The sequence below is a fragment of the Mesobacillus sp. genome, assembly GCF_049588175.1.
Classification (GTDB): Bacteria; Bacillota; Bacilli; order Bacillales; family Cytobacillaceae; genus Mesobacillus.
Map to the genome: position 1 here is coordinate 1 of NZ_JBAVFI010000150.1, position 15,339 is coordinate 15,339.

General features: G+C 44.0%; 12 protein-coding genes. 11 read left to right on the forward strand and 1 reads right to left on the reverse strand.

The annotated features are described in order from the left end of the window. Window positions 1-94: 94 nt before the first annotated feature. The 5 genes from WB217_RS03625 (at window position 95) to WB217_RS03645 (ending at window position 7,073) form a co-directional block, all read left to right on the forward strand. Window positions 95-748, forward strand: coding sequence for a TetR/AcrR family transcriptional regulator (locus WB217_RS03625; RefSeq protein ID WP_423990739.1), 654 nt, complete (start codon window positions 95-97; stop codon window positions 746-748). Window positions 749-750: 2 nt separating this feature from the next. Next, a complete protein-coding gene (icmF, locus tag WB217_RS03630; RefSeq protein WP_423990741.1) occupies window positions 751-4,011 on the forward strand; it encodes a fused isobutyryl-CoA mutase/GTPase IcmF in 3,261 nt (1,086 codons plus the stop codon). Between the two features lie 322 nt (window positions 4,012-4,333). Beyond that, on the forward strand, window positions 4,334-4,540 hold the full coding sequence (locus WB217_RS03635) for a hypothetical protein (RefSeq protein ID WP_423990743.1): 207 nt from the start codon (window positions 4,334-4,336) through the stop codon (window positions 4,538-4,540). A gap of 117 nt (window positions 4,541-4,657) precedes the next feature. Continuing rightward, a complete protein-coding gene (gene rpoE / locus WB217_RS03640; protein WP_423990724.1) occupies window positions 4,658-5,218 on the forward strand; it encodes a DNA-directed RNA polymerase subunit delta in 561 nt (186 codons plus the stop codon). Between the two features lie 253 nt (window positions 5,219-5,471). Then, on the forward strand, window positions 5,472-7,073 hold the full coding sequence (locus WB217_RS03645) for a CTP synthase (RefSeq protein WP_423990726.1): 1,602 nt from the start codon (window positions 5,472-5,474) through the stop codon (window positions 7,071-7,073). A 479-nt stretch (window positions 7,074-7,552) separates the two neighbouring features. On the opposite strand, the gene WB217_RS03650 is transcribed toward WB217_RS03645, so the two are convergent. Next, window positions 7,553-8,074, reverse strand: a complete 522-nt coding sequence (locus WB217_RS03650; RefSeq protein ID WP_423990728.1) for a DUF2529 domain-containing protein — start codon at window positions 8,072-8,074, stop codon at window positions 7,553-7,555. Window positions 8,075-8,331: 257 nt separating this feature from the next. Here WB217_RS03650 and WB217_RS03655 point away from each other — a divergent pair, with 257 nt between their 5' ends. The 6 genes from WB217_RS03655 (at window position 8,332) to rho (ending at window position 15,184) form a co-directional block, all read left to right on the forward strand. Then, window positions 8,332-8,700 carry a response regulator gene (locus tag WB217_RS03655; protein ID WP_207501374.1) on the forward strand — a complete coding sequence of 123 codons (369 nt, stop codon included), beginning with the start codon at window positions 8,332-8,334 and terminating at the stop codon, window positions 8,698-8,700. Window positions 8,701-9,106: 406 nt separating this feature from the next. Continuing rightward, on the forward strand, window positions 9,107-9,964 hold the full coding sequence (locus WB217_RS03660; protein WP_423990731.1) for a class II fructose-bisphosphate aldolase: 858 nt from the start codon (window positions 9,107-9,109) through the stop codon (window positions 9,962-9,964). Between the two features lie 99 nt (window positions 9,965-10,063). Further along, window positions 10,064-10,708: a fructose-6-phosphate aldolase gene (fsa, locus tag WB217_RS03665; protein ID WP_335428344.1), complete on the forward strand. Its 645-nt coding sequence runs from the start codon at window positions 10,064-10,066 to the stop codon at window positions 10,706-10,708. A gap of 319 nt (window positions 10,709-11,027) precedes the next feature. Then, window positions 11,028-12,314 carry a UDP-N-acetylglucosamine 1-carboxyvinyltransferase gene (locus WB217_RS03670; protein ID WP_423990733.1) on the forward strand — a complete coding sequence of 429 codons (1,287 nt, stop codon included), beginning with the start codon at window positions 11,028-11,030 and terminating at the stop codon, window positions 12,312-12,314. Window positions 12,315-12,577: 263 nt separating this feature from the next. Further along, the gene (gene glpX / locus WB217_RS03675; RefSeq protein WP_423990735.1) at window positions 12,578-13,540 is read left to right on the forward strand and encodes a class II fructose-bisphosphatase; all 963 of its coding nucleotides are present in this window, start codon (window positions 12,578-12,580) and stop codon (window positions 13,538-13,540) included. 372 nt (window positions 13,541-13,912) lie between these two features. After that, window positions 13,913-15,184: a transcription termination factor Rho gene (gene rho / locus WB217_RS03680; protein WP_423990737.1), complete on the forward strand. Its 1,272-nt coding sequence runs from the start codon at window positions 13,913-13,915 to the stop codon at window positions 15,182-15,184. Window positions 15,185-15,339: the final 155 nt, after the last annotated feature.

Consider the following 15,339-nt stretch of genomic DNA (forward strand, 5'->3'; position numbering starts at 1 on the left):
GAAGGAACACAGGAAATCCAACGCTTGGTTATTTCACGAATGCTGACAAAATAAGACCCTTGGAAAAATGGAAAACAAGGAGGGTAGAGAAGTGATGAAGAAGCGAGAAGTGCAGGCATCGGTAAAAGATGAGCGCCTTGTGAAAAAGAGGCGCGACCAGATGATCAAAGGGGCCGTTACCCTTTTCAAGCAGAAGGGCTTTCACCGCACTACGACGAGAGAGATTGCCCGAGCTTCAGGCTTTAGCATCGGTACCCTTTATGAATATATCCGCACAAAGGAAGATGTCCTTTATCTAGTCTGCGACAGTATATACGACGAGGTTCGTGACCGTCTTCAGGAAAACCTTGATACGAACCAGGGGACGCTTGAAAGTCTGAAGGTCGGGATTGCCAACTACTTTAAAGTAATGGATGACCTGCAGGATGAAGTACTTGTCATGTACCAGGAAGTAAAATCGCTGACAAAGGATGCCCTTCCTTATGTGCTAAAAAAAGAAATTGAAATGGTTGCGATGTTCGAAGACGTTATCCAGCGCTGCGTCGAAAATGGCGAGCTGGATTTAGATGAAAAGCACGTCAAAATCATTGCCCACAATATTTTCGTCCAGGGGCAGATGTGGGGATTCCGCCGCTGGGCGCTACAGAAGCTGTATACACTTGAAGAATATACAGAACTGCAGACCGAACTGCTTTTCAGGGGGATAAAGAGGTCGGAAATGAAATTAAGAACAGGAGGAACAGAATGAGTATGTCAGAAACGTATAAGCCAAAGAACCATATTCGCTTTGTGACAGCTTCAAGTTTGTTTGACGGCCACGATGCCTCGATCAATATCATGAGAAGGATCCTGCAATCGCTGGGTGCAGAGGTTATTCACCTAGGGCATAACCGCTCCGTTGAAGAGGTTGTGAATGCCGCTATCCAAGAGGATGCACAGGGGATTGCGATTTCTTCCTATCAGGGCGGGCACGTGGAATATTTTAAATATATGTATGATCTTTTAAAGGAAAAAGGCGCTGGCCACATCAAAATTTATGGCGGTGGCGGAGGGGTCATCATTCCTCGGGAAATAAAAGAGCTTCATGAATACGGGATCGCGCGCATTTTTTCACCAGAAGACGGTCGTAAATATGGCCTTAATGGCATGATCGAGCAAATGATCAAGGAATGCGATTTCCCGACTGTGTCAGCAGAAGGTGTCCAGGAAATTGAAAAGCTTGAGTCAGGTGATCCAAATGCAGTTGCGAAGCTGATTACTCTTGCTGAGCAGCAGGTTGGTTCGGAAAAAGAAACTGCAGCGGCAGTAGAAAGCTTGATGGAAAAAGTGAAGACGATGACAAAAGCCGTTCCTGTCGTTGGAATTACCGGTACAGGCGGCGCGGGTAAAAGCTCGCTGACGGATGAACTGATCAGGCGCTTCATCAATGAAATCCCTGAAAAACGCGTAGCGATTTTATCCGTGGATCCTACAAAGCAAAAAACAGGCGGCGCGCTGCTTGGCGACCGTATCCGCATGAACGCGATTTTCTCTCCACGTGTTTATATGCGAAGCCTTGCTACAAGGAAATCAAAATCTGAGCTATCGCTTGCGATTAAAGATGCAATCGATGTTGTAAAAGCAGCAGGCTTTGACCTCGTGATCGTTGAAACAAGCGGCATCGGGCAGGGAGACGCTGGAATTACAGAAGTGTGCGATGTTTCAATGTACATCATGACGAGTGAATTCGGCGCACCTTCACAGCTTGAGAAAATCGATATGATCGATTACGCTGACTTAATTGTCATCAACAAATTTGAGCGCAAGGGTTCTGAAGATGCAAAGCGCCAGGTGCAGAAGCAATACCAGCGCAGCCATCTGTTATGGGAAAAAGACCTGGATGAAATGCCTGTATACGGCACGATTGCCAGCCAGTTTAACGATCCAGGCACAAATGCTTTGTTTGCTAACTTGATCAATAAAATCAATGAAAAAGCGGGCACGAACTGGACGACAACTTTTTCAAAAAATGCAAAGGTTGAAAAGCAAAACATCATCATTCCAAACGACCGCCGTTATTACTTGAGAGAGATTTCTGAGACGGTCCGCGGCTACCATAAGCATGCAGCAGAACAGGCTGAGCTTGCACGCAGAGTGTTCCAGATCGAAGGAACAATTGAAGCGGTAAAGGAAAGCGAGACTTTCAGCGAAGTCCTTGAATCCCTTGAAGTATTGAAGGAAGAGCTTGTGAAAAAGCTGACACCTGAATCAAAAAATATCATCGAAAACTGGGAAGCACTGAAGGAAAAGTATAGTGCTGACAAGTTCGTAACCAAGATCCGTGACAAGGAAATCGTCACTGAATTGAAGACGAAGAGCCTGTCAGGCCTAATGATTCCAAAGGTAGCTTTGCCGAAATACAAGGATTATGGCGAGATTTTACATTGGGTATATCTTGAGAATGTACCGGGCAGCTTCCCTTATACAGCAGGAGTATTCCCATTCAAACGTGAAGGGGAGGATCCGAAGCGCCAGTTCGCTGGAGAAGGAACGCCAGAAAGAACAAACCGCCGTTTCCATTACCTTTCTAAGGATGATAGTGCAAAGCGCTTGAGCACAGCCTTTGACTCTGTAACCTTGTACGGGGAAGATCCTGATTACCGCCCGGATATTTACGGCAAGGTTGGCGAGAGCGGCGTCAGCGTATGTACGCTTGACGACATGAAGAAGCTGTATGCAGGCTTCGACCTTTGCCATCCATCGACATCGGTATCGATGACAATCAACGGACCGGCTCCGATCATTTTAGCGATGTTCATGAACACAGCGATTGAACAGCAGATTGAAAAGAAGGAAGCCGAGCTGGGCCGCACGCTGACCGAAGAGGAATTCGCGGGAATTAAGGAAATGACGCTGCAAACGGTCCGCGGCACAGTGCAGGCTGATATTTTAAAAGAAGACCAAGGACAGAACACGTGTATCTTCTCTACTGAATTCGCGCTAAGAATGATGGGCGATATCCAGCAGTATTTTATCGATGAGAAGGTACGTAACTACTATTCTGTTTCGATTTCTGGCTACCATATTGCGGAAGCTGGGGCTAACCCGATTTCCCAGCTGGCATTCACGCTTTCAAACGGCTTCACGTATGTTGAATACTATTTGAGCAGAGGCATGAAAATCGATGACTTTGCGCCTAACTTGAGCTTTTTCTTCTCGAATGGCCTATACCCTGAATATTCCGTGATTGGCCGTGTAGCCCGCCGTATTTGGGCAACCGTAATGAAAAATAAATACGGTGCAAATGAACGCAGCCAAAAGCTGAAGTATCATATCCAGACTTCCGGCCGTTCGCTGCATGCACAGGAAATCGACTTCAACGATATCCGTACAACACTTCAGGCATTAATGGCGTTGCACGATAATTGCAACTCACTTCATACGAATGCTTATGATGAGGCCATCACAACGCCTACAGAAGAATCGGTCCGCAGGGCAATGGCGATTCAGATGATTATCACGAAGGAGCATGGATTGACGAAAAACGAAAATCCCCTGCAAGGTGCATTCATCATCGAAGAGTTGACTGATTTGGTAGAGGAAGCAGTGCTTCAGGAGTTCGAACGAATCAATGATCGCGGCGGCGTGCTTGGCGCAATGGAAACACAGTACCAGCGCGGGAAAATCCAGGATGAGTCCATGCATTATGAAATGAAGAAGCATTCGGGAGAACTGCCGATTATTGGTGTGAACACTTACCTGAATCCGAACCCTCCATCTGAAGAAGATGTCGACAATATGGAGCTTGCAAGAGCGACGACTGAAGAAAAAGAAACACAGATCCGCAATCTTGAAGCATTCAAGGATATGAACAAGGATCATTCAGAAGAAGCACTTATACGCCTGAAGGAAGCGGCGATCAGCGGCGGCAATATTTTTGCTGAGCTGATGGAGACAGTGAAACACGCTAGTCTTGGCCAAATAACCAGGGCGCTATATGAAGTGGGCGGCCAGTTCCGCAGGAATATGTAATGTAAGAAAATTTATGAAAAATTGGCAACATCCCATGTTTAAAAAAAGGGCAGTTTGTGAATAAAGGTAGAACAACTAGAAAAATATGACACATGTGCTGAATGGCTTGTAGGCTTACTATAAGCCATTCCTGCATTTAATCACGATTACATCGGCTGCAGTAAACCAATTTAATAAAACTTTTACATACATTTTTCCAACATATCTTATATAATCTAACTATAGGCTCATTTCGAAGACGAAAACAGAGCGATAGAAACAAAGTAACTCAACGAGAGTTGGTACATACGACCTACTGCAGGATGTGAATGAATTGAGATTGGTGTTGCTTACAGCAGGAGCGGCTACAGCAGCTGCAGCCTCTTACTATCTATATCAGCGTCAGCTCGGTGCCGTACCTTTTTTTCTTCTCTCAATCTTTTTCTTTTATCTGGCTTATACCCAGTTATCGAAAAAAAAGAAGAACCAGCGTACCCGTCATCAAGAGGCCGGGATAGAAAGTGAAAAAAGCGATAGAGACGACAGATAAAACTAGCATAAAGGTTTAGAATTTGTTTATAATGTAGAATATGCATTCTGGGATAATTTCCTTGTTTTCGGACGCAGGGCCGGGTAAGGCCTGGAATAGAGAAAGGAAGTGCGAAGGTTGAGTCTAAAACAATACTCAAAAGAAGAGCTTCAAGAAATGTCTTTGATTGAAGCTGCATTCGAATTATTAAAAGAGAAGAAGCAAGCAGTTACATTTAAAGAATTAATGGATGAAATTACAAAGGTACTTGGACTGAGCAAAGCAGATGTTGCTGAAAAAATGGTTCAGTTCTATACAGATTTAAACATAGATGGCCGATTCATGTCACAGGGAGAATCCCGTTGGGGACTGCGTGTTTGGTACCCTGTTGACCAAATGGAAGAGGACAATGTCACTACAGTCAAGCCTAAGAAGAAGAAATCGAAGAAAGCGGTTGATGAGGATGATATCGACGACTTCGACGAAATCGATGAGGATGAACTTGACTACGACGATATCGACGAATTCGATGAAGATGATGAAGACGATGATCTTCTGGATGATGACGATGATGACGAAATTGACGATGAAGTCGAAGATACTGAAGACTTCGAGGATGACGATGAATTGCTAGAAGACGAAGAGGAAGACGAAATTCCTCTCGAAGATGAAGATTTAGAGGAAGACGAAGATCTGTAAATCACGGCTTGACTTTTAGTAAGACCGGCTGTAGAATACTTTTTGGGCTCCTTAAAAAAGGACGATTATTTAAAACAGCGACAAAACGCTCCCCATACTTTGTATGCGGGGCGTTTTTTTTATTTTCCCCGGAGAATAGGCTCATGGACGGAAAATAGCATTACTTGAGCCACAACAAAGAGCAAAAAAATTATTAATAAATCAATTAAACAGGTGCATATTGTACAAACTGTTTGATGAGGGGGATTACATTATGGCAAAGTATATTTTTGTTACCGGTGGCGTAGTTTCGTCACTTGGAAAAGGGATCACAGCAGCATCCCTTGGCAGATTGCTGAAAAACAGGGGCATGAACGTGACGATCCAGAAATTCGATCCATACATTAACGTGGATCCTGGGACAATGAGCCCTTATCAGCATGGTGAAGTTTTCGTTACAGACGATGGTGCTGAAACGGATTTGGACCTTGGCCACTATGAGCGTTTCATCGATATCAACCTAAATAAGTACTCTAACGTAACAACTGGAAAAATCTACTCAACAGTTCTTAAAAAGGAACGCCGCGGCGATTATCTTGGCGGAACTGTACAGGTTATTCCACACATCACAAATGAAATCAAAGACCGTGTCTTCCGCGCTGGAAAAGAAACAGGTGCAGATGTGGTTATTACAGAAATCGGCGGAACAGTAGGGGACATCGAGTCATTGCCGTTCCTTGAAGCGATCCGCCAAATTAAGAATGACGTAGGCCGCGATAATGTTATGTACGTCCATTGTACATTGGTTCCTTACATCAAAGCTGCTGGCGAAATGAAAACAAAACCGACTCAGCACAGCGTAAAAGAATTGCGCAGTCTTGGAATTCAGCCAAACATCATCGTTCTTCGTACAGAAATGCCGATTTCACAGGATATGAAAGATAAAATTGCCCTTTTCTGTGACATCGATAAGGACGCTGTTATTGAAGCTGCTGATGCAGATACTCTTTACTCTATTCCGCTCGCATTGCAGGAACAGAAGATGGATCAGCTTGTTTGCGACCACTTCAAGCTTGATTGCGGTCAAGCAGATATGACAGAGTGGAACGCGCTTGTTGAGAAAGTGACAAACCTTTCTGGTAAAACAAGAATCGCCCTTGTAGGTAAGTATGTAGAACTTCAAGATGCATACATTTCTGTTGTTGAATCATTAAAACATGCTGGCTATGCATTTGACAGCGATATCGAAATCAAATGGGTCAACTCTGAAGAAGTAACAGCTGAAAATGTCGTTGAATTATTGAACGATGCAGATGGAATCCTTGTTCCTGGCGGCTTCGGCGATCGCGGAATCGAAGGAAAGATCCTTGCAACGCAATACGCGCGTGAGAACAAAGTTCCATTCTTCGGAATCTGCCTTGGCATGCAGCTAGCATCTGTTGAATTTGCCCGCAATGTACTTGGGCTTAAAGATGCTCACTCTGCAGAAATCATGCCAAGCACACCGTACCCAATCATCGACCTTCTTCCAGAACAGAAAGATGTCGAAGATCTTGGCGGAACATTGCGCCTAGGCCTGTATCCATGTAAGCTTTCTGAAGATACAAAAGCATACGAAGCTTACCAAGATGAAGTCATCTATGAGCGCCACCGCCATCGCTACGAGTTCAACAATGAATATCGTCAAGCAATGGAAAAAGCAGGCTTCCTATTCTCTGGTACAAGCCCAGATGGACGCCTGGTAGAAATCATCGAGTTAAAAGATCACCCATGGTTCCTGGCATCCCAATTCCACCCGGAATTCACATCAAGACCAACACGCCCGCAGCCATTATTCAGAGACTTCATTGAAGCATCAATCAAATCTCGTCGATAATCGTCAAAAAGCCGGTACATTTCCTCCATGTGAGGGAAATGCACCGGCTTTATTTGTTGTTATGGAATATACGATGGATTATGTTTCGAATATTAGTGAGACCATATCGATTTTTAGCCGGAAAAGGGTAAAAGCGTTTTTTAATACCAGTTGGATTTAAATTAATACCAGTTGCGGCGATGATAATACCAGTTGGATTTAAATTAATACCAGTTGCGGTGAATATAATTCCAGTTGGAGTGGATTTAATACCAGTTGGAACAAAGTAACACCGGAAACCGCAATAATATCAAAAATTGCACAGATTCTATCCCTTAATATAGCTTTCTTGGGACACCGATCAACTGTTGCAGAGGCTAGTTTACTTGTCGAATCGGTTATTCACCAGTTGGACTTCGTTATTCACCAGTTGAACTTCGTTTTTCACCAGTTGAAGTCTTTTTTTCACCAGTTGACTTGATCACCAAGAAAAAAAGTAACTAATACTCCTCCAAAATCTCCTCAATCGTAAACTTCAGTCCAAAATAGATAAACAGGGCGGCCATGGATGTTGGGAAGCCAACTCTGTTTCCCAGTTCATCCGGCAGCAAACCTTTTGTCATGCGCAAATCAATATGGACGTCTGCCAAGTTATCAAGGCCCTCCACATCCATTTCTCCGCGGACGGTGGAAATTGCCACAAACGGGATTCCTTTTTCCTGTAAATTGCGGGCCACTCGAACTGCCTCTGAATCATCAGAATAACGGCTTACCATTAGCACGCGGTCCGCTGCTTCCAAATCAGTATCCTCAGTTAAAATAGCAGCGGATTGCAACGGTTCCTCTCCGTAAACCGCTTCAAGCCCGATAGCCTGCATCTCGCGTTGTCCGCAAAGATAGATTTTACCCTGTCCAGCAGCAGCCTGTGCCAGCAGGCGTGCGCCATCTTCAATTGAATATTCTTCTTTTTCCTGCAGTCTTTTAAATAATCCAGTTAACTGTGTCGAAAACATTTTTAACATTAAAACACCTCCGTCTTTGCCAATATTGATTATATAGGACTACAATGAGAAGGTAAAAGGTCCTGTCGAAAAATAACTTTAAAAATATGGCAGGAATTTCAATAATTTTAACGAAATATGTAAATGGGGATAAACCGAAGGCGTTTCCTGGACAAACATCTAAAATGAAGACTATTTTCGCCAGCATTATGCATGCAGCAAAATTCGCAAAAAGAGTTGAAATCTGTCTAAAAGACTTATTAGGGGGAAGAAGCGGCATGAAAGAAAAAATACTTATTGTTGACGACCAGTTTGGCATCAGAATTCTACTTAATGAAGTGCTGCAAAAAGAAGGTTATCAAACGTATCAGGCTGCAAATGGCGTCCAGGCCCTGGATATCGTTAAAAAGCATCCACCAGATCTTGTGCTATTGGATATGAAGATTCCTGGCATGGACGGAATTGAAATACTTAAAAGAATGAAGGTCATCGAGCCGGACATCCGTGTCATCATAATGACCGCTTACGGGGAGCTGGATATGATCCAGGAAGCAATGGATCTCGGAGCACTCACTCATTTTGCAAAGCCGTTTGATATCGATGATATCCGCGCAGCTGTGAAAAAATACTCGCAAACAGTTTCATAAAAGGTCAACCTGTTTCTTTAGCATTTTTTGACCAGCTTATATACTATTTCGCAAGAAAAAAATCCGATTTTTTATACATAGTCATGTCCCTCTTCAATTTTTAAGAGGGGCTATTTTATATCTGTCAATTTCATAAAAATGGAATTTTTGAGTTAGGAAGAGAATTAACTGATTAATCTAACTATTGGCAGCGTTTGCTTTATAGCATTTTTATGACACTTGCAAAAACAAGGGTTGAACAATGGCATTTCTGAATTTCTTTTGGTATGATACATATGAATTCCACAGGATCAGATTCGTTTTGGCGAAACCTTTCTCGGGTACATAAACAAATGCAGAGAAGGAAAACCTTTAAAATGGTAGCATAGCCAAAATGAAGAATGATCATATCGAAGGAGGAAAAACAATGCCTTTAGTTTCAATGACTGAAATGCTGAAAAAAGCGAATGCGGAAAGCTACGCTGTTGGGCAATTTAACTTAAATAACCTTGAGTTCACTCAAGCGATTCTTCAAGCTGCAGAAGCTGAGAAATCACCAGTTATCCTTGGTGTTTCTGAAGGTGCAGCACGTTACATGGGTGGCTTCAAAACGGTTGTGAAAATGGTAGAAGGTTTGATGGAGGACTACAAAGTCACAGTTCCTGTTGCAATTCACCTAGACCATGGTTCAAGTTTTGAAAAATGTAAGGAAGCAATCGACGCAGGATTCACTTCTGTCATGATCGACGCTTCTCACGGTCCTTTCGAAGAGAACGTTGAAACTACTTCAAAGGTTGTAGAATACGCTCATTCAAAAGGAGTTTCTGTTGAGGCTGAACTTGGAGTAGTTGGCGGACAGGAAGATGACGTAGTTGCGGCTGGCGTAATCTATGCTGACCCTAAAGAGTGTGAAGAGCTTGTTAAGCGTACAGGCATTGATTGCCTTGCTCCAGCACTTGGTTCTGTTCACGGACCTTACAAAGGTGAACCAAACCTTGGTTTCAAAGAAATGGAAGAAATCAACAAAACTGCTGGTGTACCATTAGTATTACACGGCGGAACTGGAATCCCTACAAAAGATATCCAGAAGTCCATCTCTTTTGGAACAGCTAAAATCAACGTTAACACTGAAAACCAAATCGCTTCTGCTAAAGCAGTTCGTGAAACTCTTGCTGCTAAGCCGGAAGAGTACGATCCACGTAAATATCTTGGACCTGCTCGCGATGCAATCAAAGAAACTGTAATCGGTAAAATGCGCGAATTCGGTTCTTCTAACAAAGCGTAAAAGCAATAAATTCTGTTATAATTAAAACCGCCTTACTATAAGGCGGTTTTATTCCATTTTAATGTGATTGAAAATTTTGTCGACTGGAGGCGTTTACAAATGAAGTTTTTTATCGATACTGCCAATATGGAAGAAATTCGCGAGGCCTATGCACTGGGAATTCTATCAGGTGTCACAACGAATCCTTCCCTTGTAGCAAAAGAAAAGAATGTTACTTTTGAAGACCGCTTGAAGGAAATCACTGAGCTTGTACCTGGTTCTGTAAGTGCAGAAGTAATCGCGCTTGATGCAGAAGGAATGATCAAAGAGGGCAAGGAGCTTGCGGCAATCGCTCCAAACATTACAGTCAAGGTACCAATGACGCCAGAAGGCCTCAAGGCAGTCTCTGTTTTTTCAAAAGAAGGAATCAAAACAAATGTAACACTCGTTTTCAGTGCGAACCAGGCATTGCTTGCAGCAAGAGCAGGAGCTACATACGTTTCCCCATTCCTCGGAAGACTGGATGACATCGGCCACAATGGTCTTGACTTAATTTCAACGATCGCCGATATTTTCACAATCCACGGAATCGAAACGGAAATCATTGCCGCTTCCATCCGCCATCCACAGCACGTCACGGATGCAGCATTGCGAGGAGCGCACATCTCAACCGTTCCTTACAAGGTCATCCAGCAAATGTTCAATCACCCGCTAACAGACAAAGGAATCGAAGCCTTCCTAAAAGACTGGAATTCCCGCGGATAAGCCACCACTTTACCGCACTACCGCATTGGGGGTCAGACCCCCAATGGTTTAAAGTGTTAAAGTTTTGGACTCTCTATTATTGTTTTAGGAACTTTTACCCAATTTGATGTTTTTTGCATTTTATTACATGATTTTGGGAATATCGTGTAAACTAGAGGAATAGAAAACTGCCGGAATCTGACTATATTTGTTGGAAAAATGTACCTTGTACTTCCGGAGTAAATTTTAATTATAGACGAGCCTAAATCGGTCTTAGCTGACACATTGTTTGCTTCTCCAGCTTGACCTTGACATATCACGGCTTAGAAGGGAGTCAAAAATGGAAAAGCTTAAGATTGCAGGCGGTTATCCATTAAAAGGAACTGTTCGGATCAGCGGTGCGAAGAATAGTGCAGTAGCCTTGATCCCCGCGACGATTTTAGCAGAATCGCCGGTTACCATTGAAGGTTTGCCGGATATTTCCGATGTTCATATGCTAAAAGATTTGATGGAGGAAATCGGCGGTTCAGTTGAGTTTGCAAACAATGAAATGACGGTAGACCCGTCTTCCATGATTTCCATGCCTTTGCCGAATGGAAAAGTGAAAAAGCTGCGAGCATCGTACTACCTGATGGGAGCAATGCTTGGTCGGTTCAAAAAGGCTGTCATTGGCCTTCCTGGCGGATGTCATTTGGGACCTAGGCCGATTGACCAGCATATAAAAGGTTTTGAAGCACTTGGAGCAAGTGTCACGAATGAGCAGGGTGCCATTTACCTGCGAGCGGACGAGCTTCGTGGTGCAAGGATTTATTTAGATGTTGTCAGCGTTGGGGCAACAATCAATATCATGCTTGCTGCTGTACGTGCAAAGGGCCGTACCGTCATTGAAAATGCGGCAAAAGAGCCGGAAATCATTGATGTAGCGACATTGCTCACGAATATGGGAGCAAAAATCAAAGGTGCGGGTACAGATGTCATCCGTATCGATGGCGTAGACGAGCTTCATGGCTGCCGCCACACAATCATTCCTGATCGGATCGAGGCGGGCACTTACCTGATTCTTGGTGCCGCTATCGGGGAAGGTGTGCTGATCGACAATGTTATTCCTCAGCACATTGAATCTCTAGTGGCGAAGCTGAAGGAAATGGGCGTTAAAATCGAAGCAAGTGACGAGCAAATATTTGTCGGACCTGCTGATAAATACAAATCGATTGATATTAAAACTCTTGTTTATCCTGGATTCCCAACGGATCTTCAGCAGCCTTTCACCGCTTTGCTGACAAAAGCGGAAGGTTCAAGTGTTGTGACCGATACAATATACGGCGCTCGCTTCAAGCATATCGACGAGCTTAGAAGAATGAACGCCAATATAAAAGTAGAGGGCAGATCGGCCATCATCAGCGGACCTGTTAAGCTTCAGGGAGCAAAGGTGAAAGCCAGTGATCTTCGCGCCGGCGCAGCCCTAGTCATCGCAGGTTTGATGGCTGAAGGTGTTACCGAAATCACAGGGGTAGACCATATCGACCGTGGCTATAGCCATATCGTAGAAAAGCTGAATGGCCTAGGTGCCACAATTTGGCGTGAAGATATGACGTCTGAAGAGCAAGAAGAGATAAAAAAATCTTAAAAAGTATAGTACAATGGAGTTGTACGATATAAAAAGTAGTACTAATACCTATCGAAAAACGAAAAAGTATAGCATATTTGACCGTCGACAATCTCGCCACGTTATGTAGCGATATCGACGGTCAGGTCTTCCTAAGCAAGTCCGGCAGGCTTAAGACGGCTCCTGATGAATCGAGGGAGATGTCTTTTGATCTGAGGACCCAAATGTTGGAGCTAGACATTTTCAGGTGGGCATTAGCGCTTTCATGATTAGGGGAGGATCCGATGGAACGTAGCTTAACAATGGAGCTTGTCCGCGTAACCGAAGCAGCGGCACTTGCTTCAGCCCGCTGGATGGGCCGTGGTAAAAAAGACGAGGCTGATGATGCTGCAACTTCAGCAATGAGAGATGTTTTTGACACGATTCCGATGAAAGGCACGGTCGTAATCGGTGAAGGGGAAATGGACGAAGCACCGATGCTGTATATCGGTGAAAAACTTGGGACAGGCTATGGTCCGCGTTTGGATGTAGCTGTTGATCCGTTGGAAGGAACAAATATTGTCGCATCAGGCGGCTGGAATGCACTAGCAGTACTTGCAGTAGCGGATAACGGCAACTTGCTGCATGCTCCTGACATGTATATGGAAAAACTTGCGGTTGGACCCGAAGCAGTAGGGATGGTTGATATAAATGCTTCCGTTCTTGATAACCTGAAGGCAGTCGCAAAAGCGAAAAATAAGGATATTGAAGATGTCGTGGCAACCGTGTTGAATCGTCCGCGTCATGAGCATATCATTTCCCAGCTTCGAGAAGCAGGGGCAAGGATCAAGCTCATCAACGATGGTGATGTTGCCGGCGCGATCAATACAGCGTTTGATTTTACGGGTGTAGACATTCTGTTTGGTTCAGGTGGAGCACCGGAAGGCGTTATTGCTGCAGTAGCACTGAAAAGCCTGGGCGGAGAAATCCAGGGGAAATTGCTTCCGCAAAATGATGCTGAACTAGAGCGATGCAAGAAGATGGGCATCGATGTGAATAAAATTCTTCTCATGGAAGATTTTGTGCGCGGAGATGACGCGATCTTTGCTGCAACAGGCGTAACCGACGGCGAATTGCTGAAGGGTGTTCAGTTCAAAGGCTCTTATGGCTCCACACATTCAGTCGTAATGCGTGCAAAATCAGGCACAGTCCGTTTCATTGAAGGCAAGCACAGCCTGCAGCATAAGCCTCATTTTGTGATGAAATAAGAGGATTTTTTTGTCTATGAGTGCAAACCCTTTCAAACTAGCTCCATTAATCCGACTCTATGATTAATGGAGCTAGTTTAAAAATATATTGATTATTTTTCGTGATTAAGGGTAAAATGAAAATTGTTTTTACTTCGAAAAACTGCTTGCATCCAGGCTCTTTTCGTAAAAATACGGACAAAGTTCGGGGAAATAAACAATAACTAACGTCAAGAGCACATCTTTATTTAAAAAAGAAAGTCTTCATTAATTCCTTCTTACATCCTTCAAGGGAAACTCATTTCTTCTTTTTCCATCCATATCTTTTAAAATCTAAATTCTTTTTTTATTTTTTATGGGGGAAAACGAAATATTTTAAGGCGTGGTGACATTATGGAAGTAAATATTTCAAGCTTAGAAAATATGAAATTAAAAGAGCTGTATGAACTTGCAAAGGAATATAAGGTTTCTTACTACAGCAAATTATCGAAAAAAGAACTTATTTTTGCGATCTTAAAAGCACGTGCCGAACAGCAGGGTTATTTTTTCATGGAAGGTGTTCTGGAAATCATCCAGTCGGAAGGCTTCGGCTTCTTGCGTCCGATCAATTATTCGCCAAGCTCCGAGGACATTTATATTTCAGCTTCCCAGATCCGTCGCTTTGATTTAAGAAACGGCGATAAAGTATCTGGAAAAGTACGTCCGCCAAAGGAAAATGAACGCTATTTCGGCTTGCTTCAGGTAGAAGCAGTTAACGGTGACGACCCGGAATCTGCAAAGGAAAGGGTACACTTCCCTGGACTCACGCCTCTATATCCTGACCGCCAGATGAAACTGGAGACGACTCATAATAAGGTCTCTACAAGAATCATGGATGTCCTCGCACCTGTCGGGTTCGGACAGCGCGGTTTGATCGTTGCTCCGCCAAAGGCTGGTAAAACGATGCTGATAAAAGAAATCGCCAACAGCATCACAACGAACCATCCTGAAGCAGAACTGATTGTTCTGTTGATTGATGAGCGTCCTGAAGAGGTAACCGACATTGAGAGATCGGTAGCAGGCGACGTTGTCAGCTCGACTTTCGATGAAGTTCCTGAAAACCACATCAAGGTTGCAGAGCTTGTGCTTGAAAGGGCGATGCGTCTCGTTGAACACAAGCGTGATGTGATCATCCTGATGGACAGCATTACACGCCTTGCGCGTGCGTATAACCTTGTCATCCCGCCAAGCGGACGTACCCTCTCAGGTGGTATTGACCCTGCAGCGTTCCACCGACCAAAGCGTTTCTTCGGTGCTGCTCGTAATATCGAAGAAGGCGGCAGCTTGACGATCCTTGCAACTGCGCTTGTCGATACTGGCTCACGGATGGATGATGTCATTTATGAGGAGTTCAAGGGAACTGGTAACATGGAGCTCCATCTTGACCGTGCACTTGCAGAAAGAAGGATCTTCCCGGCCATCGATATCCGCAGATCTGGAACTCGTAAGGAAGAACTGCTTATTCCAAAGGATCACCTGGATAAGCTATGGGCAATCCGCAAGTCAATGTCAGATTCGCCAGATTTCGCGGAAAAATTCCTGCGTAAACTAAGGCAGTCCAAATCGAATGAAGATTTCTTTGCCGTCCTTGGCGAAGAAATGAAGGGCAATACAAAGCGCCAGTAAATTATTTTTTGGCTTTGTTAAAGGTGAATATTGAATTTTAGCACCTGTTGATTGGAGTGGAAGGCGCGAAGACTCCTCCGAAAATGCTAACGCATTTCCATCGTGCGTGGGTCCATTCGAGGAAGCTCTTCAGTGTCTTACGGGCGCAGCTGGAC

Bases quoted from the DNA above. Each gene is read 5' to 3' on its own strand.
- rho (WP_423990737.1), top strand. From the start codon at position 13,913: ATGGAAGTAAATATTTCAAGCTTAGAAAATATGAAATTAAAAGAGCTG.
- WB217_RS03660 (WP_423990731.1), top strand. From the start codon at position 9,107: ATGCCTTTAGTTTCAATGACTGAAATGCTGAAAAAAGCGAATGCGGAA.
- icmF (WP_423990741.1), top strand. From the start codon at position 751: ATGTCAGAAACGTATAAGCCAAAGAACCATATTCGCTTTGTGACAGCT.
- WB217_RS03650 (WP_423990728.1), bottom strand. From the start codon at position 8,074: ATGTTAAAAATGTTTTCGACACAGTTAACTGGATTATTTAAAAGACTG.
- WB217_RS03625 (WP_423990739.1), top strand. From the start codon at position 95: ATGAAGAAGCGAGAAGTGCAGGCATCGGTAAAAGATGAGCGCCTTGTG.
- glpX (WP_423990735.1), top strand. From the start codon at position 12,578: ATGGAACGTAGCTTAACAATGGAGCTTGTCCGCGTAACCGAAGCAGCG.
- WB217_RS03655 (WP_207501374.1), top strand. From the start codon at position 8,332: ATGAAAGAAAAAATACTTATTGTTGACGACCAGTTTGGCATCAGAATT.
- fsa (WP_335428344.1), top strand. From the start codon at position 10,064: ATGAAGTTTTTTATCGATACTGCCAATATGGAAGAAATTCGCGAGGCC.
- WB217_RS03645 (WP_423990726.1), top strand. From the start codon at position 5,472: ATGGCAAAGTATATTTTTGTTACCGGTGGCGTAGTTTCGTCACTTGGA.
- WB217_RS03670 (WP_423990733.1), top strand. From the start codon at position 11,028: ATGGAAAAGCTTAAGATTGCAGGCGGTTATCCATTAAAAGGAACTGTT.